Here is a 19,320-nt window from a genome sequence, read left to right as displayed (position 1 = left end):
TAGCAGCGCTTAATCTAAGCGAGCGCTGAAAAATGGTGTTAGAATGCCGACAGTTAATGTCGGCATTTTTGTATCCGGCGATCAAAGTAAAATCAGTGAGAGTTTTTGTGGATTATCAAATCATTACCCAAGTGAAAGACCTTGAGCGAGTTTGCCGACAAGCACGTGAAGCCGATGTTGTTATGCTTGATACAGAGTTCGTTCGTACAAGAACCTATTACCCTCAATTAGGCTTAATTCAGTTATTTGATGGTGAAACGCTGTCACTGATTGATCCTATTGCTCTTGATGAAATGACCCCGTTTGTTGGGCTGTTGAAAGACACTTCAGTACTGAAAGTGTTACACGCGTGTGGCGAGGATCTAGAAGTGTTCCAGAACGCATTTGGTTGTACGCCAACGCCAATGGTTGATACACAGATCATGGCAGCCTTCTTAGGGCATGGTCTTTCAACTGGCTTTGCTGCGCTGGTTTCAGAGTTTGTAGGCGTTGACCTAGATAAGAGTGAATCTCGCACCGACTGGCTAGCGCGTCCGCTTTCTCAAAAGCAACTCGACTATGCAGCGGCAGACGTTCATTACCTACTGCCAATGTACAATAAGCTGCTAGAAAAAGTGATGGAAGCGGGCTGGTGGGAAGCGGCACAGCAAGAGTCTGATTTACAAGTGGCTAAGCGCATCCGTAAAGCAAACCCAGATAACGCTTACCTTGATATTAAAGGCGCGTGGCAGCTAAAGCCTCAGCAGCTAGCTATTTTAAGACCGCTAGCAACTTGGCGTTTAAAAGAAGCGATTAAGCGTGACTTAGCGCTGAACTTTGTCTTTAAAGAGCAAGACTTATGGGCAGTAGCGCGTTTCGCGATGAAAGATCCTAAACATATGGAGCAAGAAGGTTTTGATTACCGCTCTGTACGTCGCCATGGTGCTAAAATCAGTTCAATCGTTAAGTTAGCTGAGCATACGCCAGAAGAAGAATATCCAGCGCCAGTAGAACGTCTAATGGACTACCCAGGTTACAAACAACTATTCAAAGTCTTGAAAGATGAAGTGAAAACAGCATCGCAACACAGTGGTTTAGCTACTGAGTTTTTGGCGTCGAAGAAGCAACTTAACCAAGTGTTAAGCTGGATTTGGAAGTACGATCGTAATCCTGAAAAGCTGCCAGATGTTATGCAAGGTTGGCGTTTAGATGTGGTTGGCGAGAAGCTCAATAAAGCGATCAAATAACCAACGACTGCAATGAAATTTCGATGATTCAAAGAAAAGCGACCTAATTAAGGTCGCTTTTTTATTTCGTAAAATTTAGCTAGCTACTCGGCACTTACGCCATCCTTTGAGTTGGCTTCCAACGTGCTAGCTCTGGAGCAAGCTTGATGCCTTGAGAGGTCAGCAGGTTAACACGTGCTAAGTAAGCCGCACCGTGCATCAGATGCTTAGCAAGATCAACGGCATTACGCTGTTGGTAATCATCTAGATAGCTGTCTTTTGCCCATGCGTTGAATGCGCCAAGTGCAGGGCCTGCCCATACTTGGTAATCCATTTCACGACCTTGTTCACCTGTGTTTGACCAACGACTAGAAAGACCCAAGTACCAACGGAAGATCAACGCCATCTTACGTTTCGGGTTACCTTCAACACGTTCGATCTGTTTAGGGTCGCGCTCGTTAAAGTGAGCCACAGTGCCAGCCCAAATGTCATCCAGTGTTGAACGGAATACCTGCTTCTCTAGCTTTAGGCGTTCTTCAACTGGAATCGCTTCAATCGAGTCGTAACGTGTGTATAGCTCATACAGTTTGTTTGCACGCATTGGGAATAGAGTGCCGCGCTTAACCACTTGCAGTTTCACGCCCATTTCGAACATGTCGGCCGCCGGAGCCATAGTCACGTCAGCCATTTCAGTTGTCGAAAGCAGCTTACGTGTGTGATCGCTCGCGCCAGCCTCAACACACGCTTGGTTGATTGAACCCGTAACAATGTAAGCAGCACCCATGTTAAACGTCGCTAGAGCAGCGTCAGGCGTACCTACGCCACCACCACAACCGACACGTAGCGGAGTTTTGAATTGGTACTGTGCTTGGATTTGCTCTTTCAGGGCAAGAATCGTTGGCAGTAGGGTAACCAGTGGACGGTTATCAGTGTGACCACCAGAGTCGGCTTCTGCGGTAATGTCATCAGCCATAGGAACCAACTGTGCCAGTTCCATCTGTTCTGCTGTGATTCGGCCTTCATCAACCAAAGCTTGCAGCATTTTCACAGGAGCAGGTTGCATGAATTTACTTGCGACTTCAGTACGGCTTACCTTGGCAATAACTTTGTTGCCTATCTGAACCTCACCTTGTGCATCGCGGCTAAGGCCAGCAGCACGGTAGTGAACGATTTGCGGTGTTAGACCTAAGAAGGCAGAAGCCTCAACCGTTTTCACTTTGTGCTTCAAAAATAGTTCAACACTGCCACGTTCTAGCGCGGGTTCGCTTGGGCTGTGAATCAGGTTAAACGCGTAAGGACCGTTTGGTAGTGCAGCCTGAATGCGGTTGATCGCTTGCTCAACACGAGACGGGATTAACCCCGCCGCGCCAAATGAACAAAGAATGCCAGCCTGACCAAGCGCAATCACCAACTCTTCAGATGAAATGCCGTTTGCCATGGCGCCAGCATAGTAAGCGTATTTCACGCCGTGGCAGCGACGAAACTCTTCGTCGCCCAAGCTTTGTGTACCGAGTGCAGGAGCAAAAGCGCTAACAGGCTGGCTGTTCGCTGCACTTGCTGAATCACCCGATGTAATTTCCGCTTGTTGGCTTACGCCCAAGCCTTTTTCTGGATGGTTTACTACGTAACAAGCAAGGCTCAAGTCTTTTAAGATGGTCGACATTGCCGCGCTATCAAAGTGAGTTGTGTTCTCTTCGATCTGCCAAGGCCACGGAGATAGCTTTTCGTTATTGATTGTAGTTAGAGTTGTCATACTAAATTATTTCCTAATTCTTTGTCTCTAATGGCGGCTTATGCTTTATCGATAGCAGGAGCTTCTTCGATACAAATCGCGATGTCTTTCACTTCGTAAATACGCAGACCATCTTTGCTCAGGTTTGCGTCGCCAACGATGATGCGTTTACCGTCTTCGTCTTTAATCGCAGTGATGTGTACATCCAGAGACATCTGCTTGTTCAGAGGATTAATCTGACCACGGTATTTCCATTTCACTTCAGATTGGATTTGACCAAACTTCGGATTGCGGAAGCCAGCGCCAAGATCTTTGTTTAGTGCGTAGGTTTGCATCAGCTCGATGATCGCTTCGACACCTAGAGAGCCTGGCATTACTGGGTCTTGATGGAAGTGGAATTGGAAGAACCAATCACTTGGGTCAATCGTACGCTCAGCATATAGGTAACCAAGACCGTCTTTACCACCATCGCTGGTGATCTGCACAGTATCGATAAAGTTCAAACGACCGCCAGCCAGTTGGTAGTGCTCTTGCACTTCACCAGTAGCAGAAACAGGTGCATTGAAGTAACGAGTCGTTTTGTCTAGCAGGTTGATGTTTACATCTGGTGTGCGGTTGTTATCAACGTGCCAAGGGTGAGTCACTTTACCGTTGTCCAAACCAAGCTGATCTTTCAGTGCTGCACCTTTGAAGTAACCAAATACCGCGGTACCTTGGTAGAAAGGTACGCCGTCAGTGCTCAGTTCGAAGCTGAAGCTCTGTACGATGTTGGTGCCCATCATTACGGTTGAAAGTAGACGAGAATCGTTGGTGATCGTTTTACCGCGTAAGTCGACGTTACGTAGCATTTTGCCACTGCCATCTAGGTTGCGGAAAAACAGTTCTTCACCTGGGAAGCCCAGTGTTGTACCCATGTAGCCAGAGATAAAGCCGTTTGGCTGCAGTGAAATCTCCATCAGTACCGAATAAGGCATCAAGGTGTGGTGACTGTTTTCATCAAAGTACCATGCATTTTCTGGCACTTCGTATTCTGCGATACACGATGAAGGTTTCTTGAAGTCGCCACGCTTACCGTCGATCTCAACCACACGAGTGGTTAGCTGTAAGTCACCACACGGAGTACGTGGTGGGATCATTCCACGGTAGATAGAGAAATCAGGGCCGAAACATTTTTCGATATCGCCGGTTGCGAATTCGAACATGTGATAAGGCGTGAATGGAACCGTATCGGGTGTGCGGTTCGGGTAATCAGGCGTTACCGGCGCTTCAACGTGTTGAAGAGGAATCACGCCTTTATTTGGCGTTGTTTCTAGGTCTTCAATTTGTGCCATCAGTGGCGCATTCGCTGAAGCTTGTTGGTTGACTGCTGGTGTATGGCCCAAGTTTTCAATAACAGGGGTCGCGACAGCTGTTTCTAAAGAAGGCAGGTAACGAGTACATTCGTCGTCTTCTTTTATCATCACGCCTAAGTTTTGGAAATCAACAATCACTTTGCCGTTGAGCAAGATATCGATGTTAGCCTTCGCGTATGGGCGAGGGCTTAGACCAATTTCAGTCACTTCCATGCGGTAAGTCAGTTCTGCCGATTGTGGTAGCACTTGTCCACGACAACGCACTTGTTGAGGGGCATTTTCAAGCGGTTGGAAACGACCATTTTGAACAAGCGTGTGCATGCCAAGGTGCATCATGAAGAACTGAAGCAGTTGACCACAACCTTCTGCCATCAAAGAGCCAGCCATTACTGAGTCATCTTTGAAGTGACAAGGGAAGTACCAGTGCTCAGGCTCTAGCTGTTTGTGACCTTCAATCAGACCAAGTCCCCATGTGCCGCCTTGTGGTTCAACACGGCTGACCTTTTCGATCATCATGAATTTCTCTGAGCTGAAGCATAGAGAAGGCTGGTGGCGATCAGATTGGTGAGTTGGGCCAAAACACTCTGCAATGTTCGCAGTCAGCAGGTGACGTAACTCTTGGTGGTTAAACTGCGTTTTAGGGCAGTGCAGAATCGGGTCGAAGCGTTGCTTAGTGGCAAGCTTACGAGCCTTGATCTCGTCTTCAGTGTGAATCACACCTTTGCCGTCTGCTAGCTCTTCATCAGTGAAGAAGCCTGCACAGCCGTTATCCATTTTCAGGATCATCTTGTCGCCAACGAAACACTCGTACGAGAAGAAGAAAAGTAGTGTGTCGCCATTGCGAGCAAAGCTGTTGATTGAGATGTCGTAACGGAGTGTATCGCCACCACGAGGCAAGTCGCCAAGGAAGGTCAGCGTACAATCGAGTAGGCGATAAACGCGCTCGCCTTTGTTTTCAAAATCAATGCCTAAGTAGCTGATCAGCATCAGGTCACATTGGCCAGATTCAACCGCTACTGCCCAAGGGATCTGACCATCAACAAGATACGGCGCATCAACAGGGATGTCGTATTCTGTGGTCATTGTGCTTGGCTTGTACTCGTTAACGGTCGCGTTCAGCTTAGTCACACGGGATACCAATAGGTAGTCGGTGGTTGGCAAACGAACGCGGCGCGAGTAGCTATCAATGATCGCGTAGTCAGGACCAAATACGTTAGCGATGTCGCCTTCAGCGTATTCAACCAGATCATCGTAATCCCAGATACATGGCTTTCGAACGGGCTTCACAGGTGCAGGAGTCGCTAATACGTTGACTGGCACTGACTGGGCTTGAGCTTGAACAGGCTGTCCATTCGTTTGTTGGCCAGTTGTTTGTTGAATAAGGGCATTGCTATCTAAACCAGACGTGACTGCGTTTAGCTGTGCTTTTAATAGCGCATCAGCCATTTGCATGCCTTGGGCACGAGTGTGCAGGAATGCTTTGTGTACTTGCTGAGCTGCTTGCTGATTTTGAGCAAAAGCTTGGTTGTATGGTGTTACAGACGGCTGTGATGCTGCATCCGTATTAGCGTCGATATTCGATACGCCATTTTTAGCGGATAGGACATGAGTCATATTGCTGTGGTTACCTGTTAGCTGACTGTGGCGCGTTGGCGCCAGAGTAGGGGATACTGATGTAGGAGTTTCGATGACTGGCTCTACCGCTTTCTGCGCTAATGCATTCTTCTCTAACTCTTTTTGCGCAAGGGCTGCTTGAATGCTTGCTGTCGTTGGAATCGACGCCACTCTTGCTGCTTGTTTACCAGAAGCTTTCTGTTGAATCGTTGCCAAGTTGGTCACTGGGGTTTGGGCAATATGTTGATAAATATCGCGACCACCAAGAGTAACTTGCTTAACCAATTGACGTTTAGCATCACTTGCCAGTTCATTACTTAAACGAACAGAAAGTGATTGAGATTCAACACTCGATTGGCTTAGTAGCAGCTGTGAACATTGTCCTTCGCTGATGTTGGCAACAATCGCGCTCTTAGAGCTGACATTTGGATTCAGAGACTCAAGGTTCAGATTGAGCAGACCGTGTAGCAGGCTTGCCATACCAGAGGCTGCAGAGCAGTGACCTACACGCTGACTCGCTTGAGTAGTCTTTGTGTTCCCTAGGCTGAGAGGCGAAGACTGATGTGATGAGAACTGATGAGATGAAGACTCTGGTGCATGGTTAAGTTCAAGCAGAGAAACATCGTTCGAGCTCATACCGACTTGAATCAGTAACTCATCAACAACGGCGTTGTTACGCTCGCTTGAACCAAACGCTAATGCGTTGATGCTGCCGTAAGCCGTATCTTGGTTGCTTGTTACTCGACTCTCTTTAACAAGAACGATTGCACCCGCGCCTTCGCCGACATTCCAACTGCCGTCTTGCGGTTGTCCGAATTTTGGAGAAAGTGACACTGGGCTCATGCTGTTCTTCAGAATCACATGTTCCGCACTGCCGCTTAGGTCGACGGCTGCAATTACAACTGCGTCCATCGATTCTTGCGACATCAGGTTTTGCGCGACATCAATACAACGTGCAACTGATTGTTCAGCGGCTGAAATCGTAAAGGCAGGGCCGTTAAAGTCCCACAATGAAGAGATACGCGAAGCCATGATGTTACCGATGAAACTGGTGTATTGGTTCAGCTTGGCTGCGTCCATCACACTGTCCATCGCGATGGTTTCTAGCGCTTGGTATTCGTCTTGAGTTAGTTCGATACCCATGTTGGCAAAGCTGTCAGCCAATTGGCTATGCAGGTTTACGCGTCCACGGAATTGGTGCATCTCAAGCTCAGTTTCCATCGCGACTAAAACCGCAACCTTTTGGCCTGCTACGAGCTTGGCATCTTTGATCGCTTCGTCTGCGACTTTCATCAGTAGCAACTGCTGAGAGATCAAACGGTCATCTTCATTAGGTGGCACTTTGAAGCGTAGGAAATCGAGATCGAATTGATCGATGTACGCTCCGTTTGGAATGCCGTGTAAACCAAATTGATTCAGTAGTTCTGGATGTTGGTCTAAGCCTTTCCAGCGTTTCTTAGGCAAAGCAATGAAAGCATCGTTGTTGGTCTCGATCGCAGTACTTAGTGCATCGATACTTTGCAGGGAGCCGAAGTGCGATGCGAGGCCAGTAATGCTTAAATTAGGCGATTGTAGACTTGGAGAAGCTGACTCTAGAGTCTGATTTGCATGACTCTTGTCAGAATACGCTTCAAGCAGCAAGTGAGCGTTACAACCACCGAAACCAAATACAGACACACCTGCGCAGCGCTCTGAGTTACCCGCTTTACTTGGCCAAGGTTGAACCTGCGTTGGTAGAGTCTGCGAGCCAAATAAACCTTCTGGCGACGATAGTGGCTTATCCAAGTTAATACTTGGTGGCAGCACGCCTTCTTTCATCGCAAAGATCATCTTCATGATCCCCGGCATACCTGCCGCAGTCAGTAAGTGACCGAGGTTTGATTTCGCAGAACCAATCAATGGCGGGTTAGAACCATTCAATTTTTCAGTAAAGAATCGTTCCATTGAGGTTAACTCAACCTTGTCACCTAATGGTGTGCCGGTTGCGTGACACTCAATCACTTCAATGCTGTCTGGTGATAGGTTTGAAGCCTCGTAAGCGCGTTCAAAGGCTTGTACTTGTCCTTTGCTATTCGGGCTTAATACGAACTGACCACGACCATCGTTTGATAAACCAATGCCGTTGACGACTGCGTAGATATTGTCGCCATCACGCTCGGCATCAGCTAAGCGTTTTAGCACTAATACACCAGCGCCTTCACCAGCAAACAAGCCTTTACTGTTGCTATCAAACGGAACCGACACGCCGTGGTCTGGGTAAGCGTGGAAGATGGAAAAACCCATGTTGATGAAGAATGGGTCAGCTCCTGATACCGCGCCTGCCAACATCATGTCGGCTTTGCCTGTGTTTAAGTAATCACACGCTAACTTCAATGAATACACTGAACTTGCACATGCCGCATCTAGGCTAAGTTGCACGTTGCCTAAACCTAGCGCATCAGCGACTAACTTAGAGGCGTTGTGTGCTGCCGCACCGTTGATCGGGTTGAGGTCTTGAGCAGTTTCATTGGTTGGTAGCAGTGAAAACTGGTCATTAGCTAATTTATCTTTAAGTGCTTTCTCGACCACCGAGTGATACATCGGCAGAAACAAGTCGTTTGAACGTGTCGTTGGGAACGAAAGGGCACCCATGATCACGCCAGTGCGCTCTAAAACATCGGCATTTAAATTAACGCCTGCGTCGACTAACGCCTTACGGCTGGTATCCAAAGCCCAAAGGAAACTCTGGTCGACACCTTTGAATGATTCCGCGGTTAAGCGGTAGCCATTGCTGTCGAAATTGAAGTTTTCGATGTAGCCGCCTTTATCACAGTAAAAGCGGTCTGATTCACCTTGTACACCCTGATAGCTTTCAGGCTTAGCGCCTAACTTTTCAGCGCTTAATGTGGTTCGAGAATCTTTTTTGTTTAGCAAGTTTTGCCAAAAATCTTTTGGCGTATCAGATTCAGGGTATTGGTTAGCAATACCGACAATCGCGATCTTATTGCACTTCACTTGCTGTTTGTTCTGAGCCTGATTCGATTGAGAACTCATACTAGCTCTCCTTGATGATTCACTGCGCTGCCTTGAGACACACCACGTAATTGCTTAGCGGCGGTGATCTGTTGTTCTAGCCCTTGAATAAGTGGCTCGACAGACAGTGGGATTTGATGAGTAATGAGCTGACCAATGCACTTGATGAGCGTGACAACATCGTCGCCACCCTTGGCATTGGAAGCGATTGTGCAGTTTTGGTCTGCTACGTTGTCGCTGCGGTTGATCTTGTCGATCAATGTGCTGGTTTGACGATCGGCACCGACTTCTACAAACAGGCGAGCACCTTGCTGACGCGCACTCTGGATCAACGCGGTGAAATCCAGCGTTGAACAGAAAGTGTCGGCAATCGAAAGGGCGATGCTGCCGCTATCGATATTGATTGGTGCGCCAGTTGGCAAGCCAGCTGCGCTGATAAAGCGGATATGCCTTGGCAACTCGTCGAACAGTGGTTGCGTGTAAAACTCTCGCACTTGGCTGTGTTGGCTCAACGCTGGCGTGGTGTGCATTGCGGTAACACGATTCGCGGCAATGCCTCGTTTACCCAATTTTTTGAGTAGTGCACGACATGTGCTTTCACAACCGGCCAGTACGCAGGTGTCACCTTGGATAATAGCAAGGTAAGCACGTGGAAACTCCGGTAACAGAGCCTCAATCGCTTGCGCATCACTGCGAACCACAAAGCTATTCCATTGGATGCTTTCGTCGCCGTTCAGCTGCCAATCTTGACGCACCGCGGTGAGTTCGCCCGAAATAGCCGTGGTGAAGATAGGACTGGTTTGAGTCATCTCAATCAGTGCATGTGGTTTTTTCCAAACATTTAAGCTCGCCCACATTGAGGCTTCACCTTTGGAGTAACCCAAGGCGAAATCTGGCTGCACTTTAAATTCGCCACACAATAGCTGCGTTAGTAAGTAACTACTGCCCACACCTGCAATTGCCAATTCACTGAGCGACATTTCTTGCGAGTCTTCAGCGTAGGTTTTTTCAGCCTGTAGCATCTCATTCAAGTTACCTTCTCGCTCTAAGCGAGCAAATAACTGTGGGAAATAGTGGTGAAACTCGCGCAACATGCCGGGATAAACCGTGCCAACACCAGGGTAAACAAATGCAACACCACCTTTGCTTTGAGGTTTCGGTGAGAAACAACTGCCCGCAGGAGTCTTGTATTGGCTATTGTCAGCCATTACTTTTGGCAACGCATTTTCAACCGCTGTGATCTCTTGTAGTGCAGCATCAATTGACGCCGCTTGAATCACGATGTTCGCGCCAAGGTCAGCATTGTGCTGAACGCTTTGGAAGTGATTTAGGTTTGAATGCATCAGGGTGGCGATAGCAAGTTCGCTGTCCGCCGAATCGCTAATGCACTTAAGCTCTGCTTTTAAAGAGGTTAACTGAGAAAGCAATTCGGCTTGTTCATTGCCTGAAACCACAAACATCAAACGTTCGCTCGATAGTAAGGGCTTTGGTTCTTGCAAACCGGTCGCTTGAGTCAATATCAGGCTGGTGGATTTTGGGCTATCGTCATTGAAGGTCAATGAAGCAACACGAGCTTTGTTCGGCTCAGTGAACCAATAATGGCTCGGTAATGAATGGTTCGGCAATGAACGGCTCGATATTACATTAACCATATTCAACAATTCCTCAAACTGCTGCGAAGCAGAGAGAGCAGAATATTGCTGTTGATGGCTTAAATCCGAAGTTGGGCGGCGTGCAATATCCAGAGCGAGCTGAACGCTATCTCCATTATCTAGATCAAGAGCTTCGGCAAAGCCTGCCAAATTTGCGTGTGGGTGAATCTTATTCTGAGCAGCATTCAGCGCACTTAACATCAACAATGATGGTGAGTGAGAATCCAAACAGAGTTTAACAGCAGCGCCTTGATTTATAGTCTCAACCGCACGGCTAAGTGCTTGATTAAAATTGCTGTCAACTACAACAGTAACCATCTCAGGAAACAAAGGTAATAAGTCGGCAGAAAGCTCAGCCGCGTTTACTGGCTGAGCTAAAAGAGCGATGCGCAATGGCATCGCTTTATTAGTAGGAACAGTCACTATGACAATTGCTCCTTTTCTGTTTTCTTATCTGTTTTAGTCTTACTCGCTACTGCTGAGCTAGACTTCGGCAAAAATGCGTCATTTAAGCTCTTGCTGATGGTGACTTTGGCACCTTTCATTACCGCGCTTAAACGACCATCTTGGTGGTAAAGCGAGATATCAGCTTGCAGCGAACGAGCCGTGCTTTTTATCACGCTGAGCTCTAGCCAACCTTGGTCACCATTGTGCATTGGTGCGTAACAAATAAACTCACCAATTGCAGACGGTAGGCTTGCCGCGCCGTACTTCAATCGAGCCCATACCAGCATTGCTTGCAACAGATAATCTTCAGCAAATGGTTGGCTATCACCAAAGCCTTGCTTAGGAATAAATGATCCGCAGTCGCTGTTTTCAATCTGAGGCAACTGGCACTGAGCCAATAAGCCTAAGTCGTCAAAGCGTTCAACTGAGGTAATACCTTGCAATCTTGGTCCATGAAACAGAGTGCCGTCACTGTATAGAGCTTGTGCTGTTGTTACGGGTGCTGAAGTATTGGCTTCAAAACGCTTTACTGACGCTTGTTGAACATCTTCAGACACTAGTACAGAGGCGACTTGCAACTGAGCTTGATACTGTGGTCGCCCTTGGCAACTGATCACCGCTTTTAGCTGATCTTTTGATTTAGCGTCAGAGGAAAGAACCAGTTTCAGCTCTTGCACTTCATCAGTATCAAAAATCACACCTTTCAGCAGTTTGTAGTTGTGAACGCTGACGTTCACCCCTAGCAGTTGCTCAGCCACTTCACGCATCCATTGGATAGCACACACTGTCGGTAACACTGGGTTACCGGCAATGCAGTGATCTTGAATGAAAGGCAATGCCTTCGGATCAAGATGACGTGTCACAGTGATGCTTGTATTCAGCGGACTCTTTGCAAGATGCATAGACTCCGCATTAAGCTTTTTTACAGCAGCTTCCTTGTTGTCAGAACCTTGCATGCTCGTACCAACCAGCAATTGAATGCCAGTTTCGTTCAGTAGCTGAGAACTAAATAGCTCTGCACCCGCCTGAAGAGGGATCACGTAAACACCGCGCTCTGTAAACATACGTTTCAGTGCTGCGTTGACCATGCCACCGTCCCACGGTCCCCAGTTGAAGCTCATCACTTTCGCTTGAGGGTTACGCGCAGACAATTGCAGAGCCGCTTTGTTTAGGATCTCGTTAGACATTGAGTAATCACTTTGGCCTGTATTTCCGTAGAAACCCGCTGCCGAAGAGAACATCGCAATCAGCTTTAGCTTGCTGCTATCAAGACCACCAAGAACCGCTTCTAATCCACCCACTTTCGTGCCGTAAACCATGTTCAGTTCATCAAGCGTTTTATCTTGAATGTGTTTGTCAGCCAGTACACCTGCACCGTGGATAAGACCCGTAATGCCGTCGAAGTTTGCCAGCGTTTTCGCTACTGACTCATGGTTCGACACATCTAAGCTTAGGTATTCAGCGCTCGCGCCAATCTCGTTGAAAGCGGCAAGTGCTGCGTTGATTTCAAGGCTGCTCAATACAGGTTTTAGCAAGGCATCAACTTTCTTCGGCGTTGGTTTGTCACCTGTTGCTTGTAGGTGAGCGATAGCCGCTGGTTTTAGCTCTTTCTCTTGCTTGCCTTGTGCCCACTGAGGTAGCTCCGCTGAAGTAATATGCTTACTACGACCTGCAAGAATGAAGTGAGACTTACATTGCTTAGCAAGCGTCAGTGCACATTCAAACGTCACGCCTTTAGCGCCACCCGTTACGAGAACTTTGTCGCTCTTGGTGAGTTGAGCGCCTGTGTTTTTGGTTTGTGCAGCACCTGGTGTTGTCGCAATCAATGTTGCACGACCAGATTCACCACTTTCCGCATGGCTAAGGCCGATTTCCACCGTGTTGGTGTCGATATCGAACAGTTCGCCAGTGATAGCTTCAGCAAGGTGACGAGCATCAATAGAAGCATCAGCATCCAATGCACGGCAGAACACGTTTGACCATTCGTGGCTCAGTGTCTTAGTTAGACCAGACAGCGCTGCTTGGTTAAGTTCTGCATTCGCTAATTGCTTAGCATCTAGGTAACCAAAGCCACCATCGATACGGCTTAGGGTGAAGAACACGCTGCGACCAGAAACCGCATTCAGTTGGCCATTTAGGTGCTTCGCGAATAAGAACGCTGTCGTCAGTGAAGTTCTTGAGTCTGCATTCAAGTTAACAGCTTGCTCGTTGCTTTGTTTCGCATCAACGATAGCTTGTAGATGAATGAAGCCAGCAATCACTTTGTTCGACGTTTTAAGGTCTGCTTCGATGTCGTTAATAACCGCAGTTACACCAGCATCATCGACGCTGTTGAGTGTGTAGCTTGCGATTTCACTGTTTAAAGGTGACGCGACAGAAGTAGCACTACGCACTACAGCAACTTGAATGCCGTTAGCGGTCAACTTTTCTGCTAGAACACCAGCGTTGTGACCATCATCGGTGATCACGACACAAGCGTCTTTTGAGAAACAATCGACGAGTTTATCTGCCGCTGGTAGCTTTTTTAGCGCTACTTCATTGTGTGGAGGAAGTTCTGTTGTCGCTGCTTCTGCGATAGGCGTTACAGGTTGAGCTTGAGGAGTCGCTGCGGGTGCAGCAGCGGATAGCTTGCTTTGCATGTAGGTAACGATTTCACCAAGTGTACGACACTCTGCTAGGTCTTCAGGGTTTAGTTCTGGCAGCGTTGGTAGCTGGTCTTGAACCGTACCAAGGATCTCAACACGTTTGATTGAGTCGATGCCAAGGTCAGCTTCCATGTCCATCGCTAGGTCGAGCATTTCTGCTGGGTAGCCTGTTTTGTCGGCAACCACTTCCATCATTGTCGATTGAACATGAGCAGGGTTTAGGTCGTTGCTTGCGCTTTCTGTAGCGGTTGCAGTTGCTTCTGGAGCAGGTGCTGCATTAGCACCTAGTTTGCTGTTCATGTAAGCAACGATTTCACCCAGAGTGCGGCACTCAGCTAGGTCTTCAGGGTTCAGCTCTGGCAATGTTGGTAGCTGGTCTTGAACCGTACCAAGGATCTCAACACGTTTGATTGAGTCGATGCCAAGGTCTGCTTCCATGTCCATTGCTAGGTCTAGCATTTCTGTTGGGTAGCCAGTTTTATCAGCCACTACGCTCAGCATTGTGCCTTGAACTTGTTCTGCGTTTAAACCGTTTGATACTGCTTGTACTGGTGCAGATACTTGAGCTGCTACTGGAGCAGAAGCTGGAAGCTTACTGTTCATGCTTTTAGTATTCATGTAAGCAACGATCTCGCCTAGAGTACGACACTCAGCGAGGTCTTCAGGGTTCAGTTCTGGAAGAGTCGGTAGCTCGTCTTGAACCGTACCTAGAATTTCAACACGCTTGATTGAGTCGATACCAAGATCTGCTTCCATGTCCATTGCTAGGTCTAGCATTTCAGTCGGGTAGCCCGTCTTCTCTGCTACCACTTCTAACATGGTTTTTTGAACGACAGCGGCATCTAGTCCGTTGTTAGATGTGACCGGAGCAACTGCTGTTGCTTGTGAAGACACTGGCGCAGAAGCTGGAAGCTTGCTGTTCATGTAGCTAACGATTTCGCCAAGAGTACGACACTCAGCTAAGTCTTCAGGGTTTAGCTCTGGAAGAGTAGGCAGTTCATCTTGAACCGTACCAAGGATCTCAACACGCTTGATTGAGTCGATACCAAGGTCTGCTTCCATATCCATTTCTAGATCAAGCATTTCTGTTGGGTAACCTGTCTTCTCAGCAACCACTTCTAGCATGGTTTGTTGAACGACTTTTGCATCAAGACTATTAGCAGCTTGAACAGGAGCCGTTGCACTTGGCTGTGCTGCCACAGGCGCTGATGCTGGCATCTTGCTGTTCATGCTTTTACTGTTCATATAGTCGACGATTTCACCAAGAGTACGACACTCAGCTAAATCTTCAGGGTTCAGCTCAGGTAGGTTTGGCATTTCGTCTTGAACGGTACCAAGAATCTCTACGCGCTTGATTGAGTCGATACCAAGGTCTGCTTCCATGTCCATTTCTAGATCAAGCATTTCCGTTGGGTAACCCGTTTTCTCGGCGACCACTTCGAGCATGACTTTTTCAGCATCCGCTGATTGTACTGCTGCTGGTGCAGCCACAGGAGCAGGTTGCGCTTTAACTGGTACAGGTTGAGCTGCAACAGGCGCTGCCGCTTGAGCCGCTACTTGTGGTGTAGGAACGGCTTCCTGTACTGGAGCTTGTTGAGCTGTTGTATTTTGAACTGGCGCAGCTTGAACAGGAGTCGCTTGTACTTGAGCTACAGGCTGTTGGACGACAGCTGCTTGAGTCGATGGAGCTTGAATCGCTGGCTGGGCATTTACTGGCGCAACGAAAGTTGGTTGTGCCGTTTGTACTGAACCTTGCGTCAGCATATTAAGTGCAGAGCTGTTGCTGTGCGATTGCATCTCTAGGTAATGAGCGTGAGCTTTTAGCGTCTCAGCTTGGTGCTGGTGGAACATCTCCATAGAACGTTGTAGGTTTTCAGGAATTGCTACGCCTGCTGTTGCCATTTTCGCTTGCTCAGACATTAGGGTGTTGAACGTGTCACCGTATTGCTGAGGAATAGCCAAGAATTGCTGATGTACTTCGGCTGCTTGTTGTTGAGCGTTGAAGAACGACTGCAGTGAAGATTCATCAACCGTTACTTGGGCTGCTGGCTGAATAGTCGCTGGTGCTGTTTGAGCGACGAGAGGCTGCTGCGCTGCTGATACTGGCGTACTTGATGCTGGTGCAACTGACGGTTGTACATTTGAAGCTTGAGGAGCTGCAACAGGTACTTCAACAATTTCTGTTTTTATCACTTCTTTTTCCACGATTTTCTCGACTTCAACTTTCACTTCCACAATCTCAGTCTTCTCGGTGACGTTGCCCGAAGCCAATGATTGATCCATTTTCTTACGAGTAGCAGGGCTGATGTAGTTGGTTGCATTCAGCTTGATGTTCATTGGTGACGCCTTTGCAGGTTCAGCAATGTCAGCTTGGTAAGGGTCAATGTTGTCTAGTGAAACACCTGCCACGCACAGTTGAACCGCAGCTAGGCGAAGCTGTTGGTCACTGTCGCCTTTAGGGCTTGGGTTAATGCTGATTGCGTAAAGCTCTTCGTTCTTATCAGCCAATGTTTTCTCAACCAGCTTTTGAAGAATATTTTTCGGACCGAACTCAACGAATACACGAGCACCTGCTTCATACATCGCTTCAATTTGCTCGCTGAAACGAACCGATTGCAGCATGTGTTGCTTGAACGCTTTCTTAATAGCTTTCGCGTCTTTGCTGTGCAGTTTGCCCGTTGCGTTTGAGTAAAGCGGCAGCGTCGGAGCGCTGAATGAAGCTTTATCAATTGCAGCAGCAAATGGTTTTTGAGCGTGAGCAACAAGCGGTGTGTGGAAAGCACCAGATACTGGCAGAGCAATTGCTTTGAAGCCTTGTTCTGTTAGCGCTTGTGCTGCTTGTTGAACCGTCGCAGTTGGACCTGCAATAACCAGTTGAGTCGGAGCATTGTAGTTGGCAATACTCACGCCTTCGAATTGGCTGATGCAGCTTTCAACGGCTGGAAGTTTGTCTGCGTCTAGGATGACCGCAAACATAGTACCGCTGTCGCCTTGTTCAGGTGTCGCTGCCATCGCATCGCCACGAGCGAAAGCTAGCTGGTAGTAATCGTCTTGCGAGATAACACCCGATGCACATAGTGCACTTAGCTCACCAAAGCTGTGGCCTGCGACCATGTCTGCTTTGAAGCCAGCTTGAGTCATGATGTCGAACTGACCCATAGACACAGTACCAATCGCACTTTGCGCATTGGCGGTGTTGGTTAGTACAGCTTCTTGAGCTTTGGTTGCTTCTGGTGTGAAAGTTGGAATTGGGAACAGAATTTGCGACAGAGCCGTTTTCTTGTGCTGACCAAATACTTGATCCGCTTGAGAAAGCTGTTGGCGCATCTCAGGGTAATGACAAGCAAGCTCGCGACCCATGTTTAGGTATTGCGACCCTTGACCTGCAAATAGCGCAGCCACTTTACCTGCGCCGTTTTCTGCAATCAGTGCCGACTCACGGTAGCTAGTACCGTTTGGCATCTGCCAATGTGCTTTGGTTTGGCTCTCAAGCATAGAAACCGCTTGAGTCAGTTGCGCTTGAAGGTCTGCTTGGTCAGTAACGACTAAACCAAGACGTGCATGCTTAGCGTCAACTTCGCGTAGAGCGTGTTGCTCAGCAAGCGTTTCCAGTTTGAACGCAGCATCTGTAGCTTGAGTTGAAACCTGCTTGAGCTCATTGATCAGTGCTTGGCGAGACTCTGCGCTGAACAATAGAGTTTGAGGTACTTGGCGCTGACGGTATTTGTCACCGCGAGCGTGTTCTGGTGTGTACTCTTCCAATACAACGTGGAAGTTAGTGCCACCAAAACCAAATGAGCTGATACCTGCACGGCGCGGTGTGCCGTCGACACGTTTCATCCAAGGACGCGTTTGGGTGTTTAGGTAGAACGGTGAGTTCTCGATATCTAACTTAGGATTCGGAGCCGATACGTTAATCGTTGGCGGCAGTACTTTGTGGTGCAGTGCTAATGCAGCTTTGATTAGACCTGCAGTACCCGCAGTTGATTTGGTGTGACCTATTTGAGATTTCACAGAACCTAACGCAATGTGTTGCTTCTCTTCGTTGTTCTCGCTGAATACTGAGTTTAAGCCACCAAATTCAGCTACATCACCTGCTGCTGTACCAGTACCGTGCGCTTCTAGTAAGCCAAGCGTGTGTGGTGCAAAACCTGCATCATCGTAAGCGCGTTTCAGTGCTTTAGCTTGCCCTTCAGGACGAGGTGCGTAAATACTCTTGAACTTACCGTCTGACGAAGAACCCACACCTTTAATCACTGAGTAGATTCTGTCGCCGTCGCGCTCTGCATCTTCAAGACGCTTAAGAGCAACCATGCCGATGCCTTCACCAATCATCATGCCTTTTGAGTCGATGTCGAAAGGTTGAATGGTTTCATTGGTGGTAAATGCAGGTGTTTTAGAGAAGCTCATGTACATGGTTGGCGAGTTATCTGTACACACGCCACCTGTGATCATCATTTCACTGCGGCCTTCAACCAGCTCGCTCAGTGCCATGCGCATTGCAGCTAGAGAGCCTGCACAAGCAGCATCTACTACACAGTTGATGCCACCAAGGTCAAAGCGGTTAGCGATACGACCTGAAATTACGTTACCCAATGAACCAGGGAATGAGTTTTCCTCCCAGTGGATGTATTGGTCTTGGAACTTTTTGATCAGCATTTCGCTGTCTTCGTCGTTGATGCCACTGCTCTTGAATACTTTTTTCAAAACAGGGTATTGAAGACGAGCGTTAAGGCTTTGAGCGATCTTCTGACCACCACCAACACCTAGCGTGATACCGATCTTATCGCGGTCGTAGCCTTCAGGTAGCTTGGCATCTTCAAGTACTTCTTTTGCAACGATCAGAGAAAGCAGCTGTGACGTATCAGTCAGTTCTAGGATATTTGGCGGAAGGCCGAACTCCATTGGGTTGAAGTCCACTTCAGGGATGAAACCACCGCGCTTACAGTAAGACTTGTCTGGCGTAGTACGATCTGAATCGTAGTAATCTTCTGGACGCCAGTGCGTATCTGGCACTTCAGTAATTGCATCGATCTTTTCGCTAATAAGGTCCCAAAATTTATTCAGGTAACGAGAGTTTGCAAACATGCTCGCCATACCAACGATAGCCACAGGCATGTCTTTAAGGCGTTTATTCAGTCGAGAATCGTCGACTGATTCCGGTGTATTTGTCTCGGGTTGGCTCATTATGAGTCTCCACTAGAAATCACAGAAAGTGATGTCGTGTTTTGAGGCTGCGCTTGTAAATTTATAGAAAGAAAATCTGAAACAGATTTAGGGAAGCACAGCTGAAAATTCAGGTTGCTGAGTAGCGGCAACCAGATAGAAACTAGGCTTTCGAAGTGCGTTGACTTACGAGAGTAGGGGAGGTGTTTCATGCGCGACGGTGGCATTCAAATGTTGAGGCGATGTCCATTAAAATCCTGTTCAAAGTCTGACTAAATGACAAGTCGGTATCCGCAAAGAAAACGTGTGAATTTGTTTAATGGTTGAGCAGGCTACCCGAGGTGAGTTGCTGATACAATGCTCCCAGAGGCCACTATGATCTGTTCAGACCAGATGATTTTACGGAACTTTTGTTTTTTGTATTTTTGATTGGATTAACCTATTGATAATTAATAGGTATGTGTATTTTTTTAGTGTTTATGCTCTATTTATTTG

Annotated in this window: 6 protein-coding genes; 1 reads left to right on the top strand and 5 read right to left on the bottom strand. The window is 47.8% G+C overall.

The features are described from left to right. The first annotated feature begins 107 nt into the window (after positions 1-107). Positions 108-1,226, top strand: a complete 1,119-nt coding sequence (gene rnd, locus Q5H80_RS09965) for a ribonuclease D (protein WP_304564638.1) — start codon at positions 108-110, stop codon at positions 1,224-1,226. 94 nt (positions 1,227-1,320) lie between these two features. Here rnd and pfaD read toward each other — a convergent pair whose 3' ends face one another. From pfaD to Q5H80_RS21150, 5 genes are read right to left on the bottom strand one after another with little or no spacing between them, the layout of a single operon-like run. After that, positions 1,321-2,958: an eicosapentaenoate synthase subunit PfaD gene (gene pfaD, locus Q5H80_RS09960; protein WP_304564637.1), complete on the bottom strand. Its 1,638-nt coding sequence runs from the start codon at positions 2,956-2,958 to the stop codon at positions 1,321-1,323. Between the two features lie 38 nt (positions 2,959-2,996). Then, positions 2,997-8,936 (bottom strand): beta-ketoacyl synthase N-terminal-like domain-containing protein, encoded by a 5,940-nt coding sequence (locus Q5H80_RS09955; RefSeq protein WP_304564636.1) that lies wholly within the window; start codon positions 8,934-8,936, stop codon positions 2,997-2,999. Further along, positions 8,933-10,990, bottom strand: coding sequence for a PfaB family protein (locus Q5H80_RS09950; protein WP_304564635.1), 2,058 nt, complete (start codon positions 10,988-10,990; stop codon positions 8,933-8,935). The genes Q5H80_RS09955 and Q5H80_RS09950 overlap by 4 nt, the downstream gene beginning before the upstream one ends. Further along, on the bottom strand, positions 10,990-18,846 hold the full coding sequence (locus Q5H80_RS09945; RefSeq protein WP_304564634.1) for a type I polyketide synthase: 7,857 nt from the start codon (positions 18,844-18,846) through the stop codon (positions 10,990-10,992). The genes Q5H80_RS09950 and Q5H80_RS09945 overlap by 1 nt, the downstream gene beginning before the upstream one ends. Beyond that, the gene (locus Q5H80_RS21150; RefSeq protein WP_369809697.1) at positions 18,846-19,037 is read right to left on the bottom strand and encodes a hypothetical protein; all 192 of its coding nucleotides are present in this window, start codon (positions 19,035-19,037) and stop codon (positions 18,846-18,848) included. The genes Q5H80_RS09945 and Q5H80_RS21150 overlap by 1 nt, the downstream gene beginning before the upstream one ends. Between the last annotated feature and the right edge of the window lie 283 nt (positions 19,038-19,320).

The sequence above is a fragment of the Vibrio sp. SNU_ST1 genome, from assembly GCF_030563405.1.
Lineage (GTDB): Bacteria > Pseudomonadota > Gammaproteobacteria > Enterobacterales > Vibrionaceae > Vibrio.
This window is presented reverse-complemented; position numbering and strand designations above follow the sequence as displayed.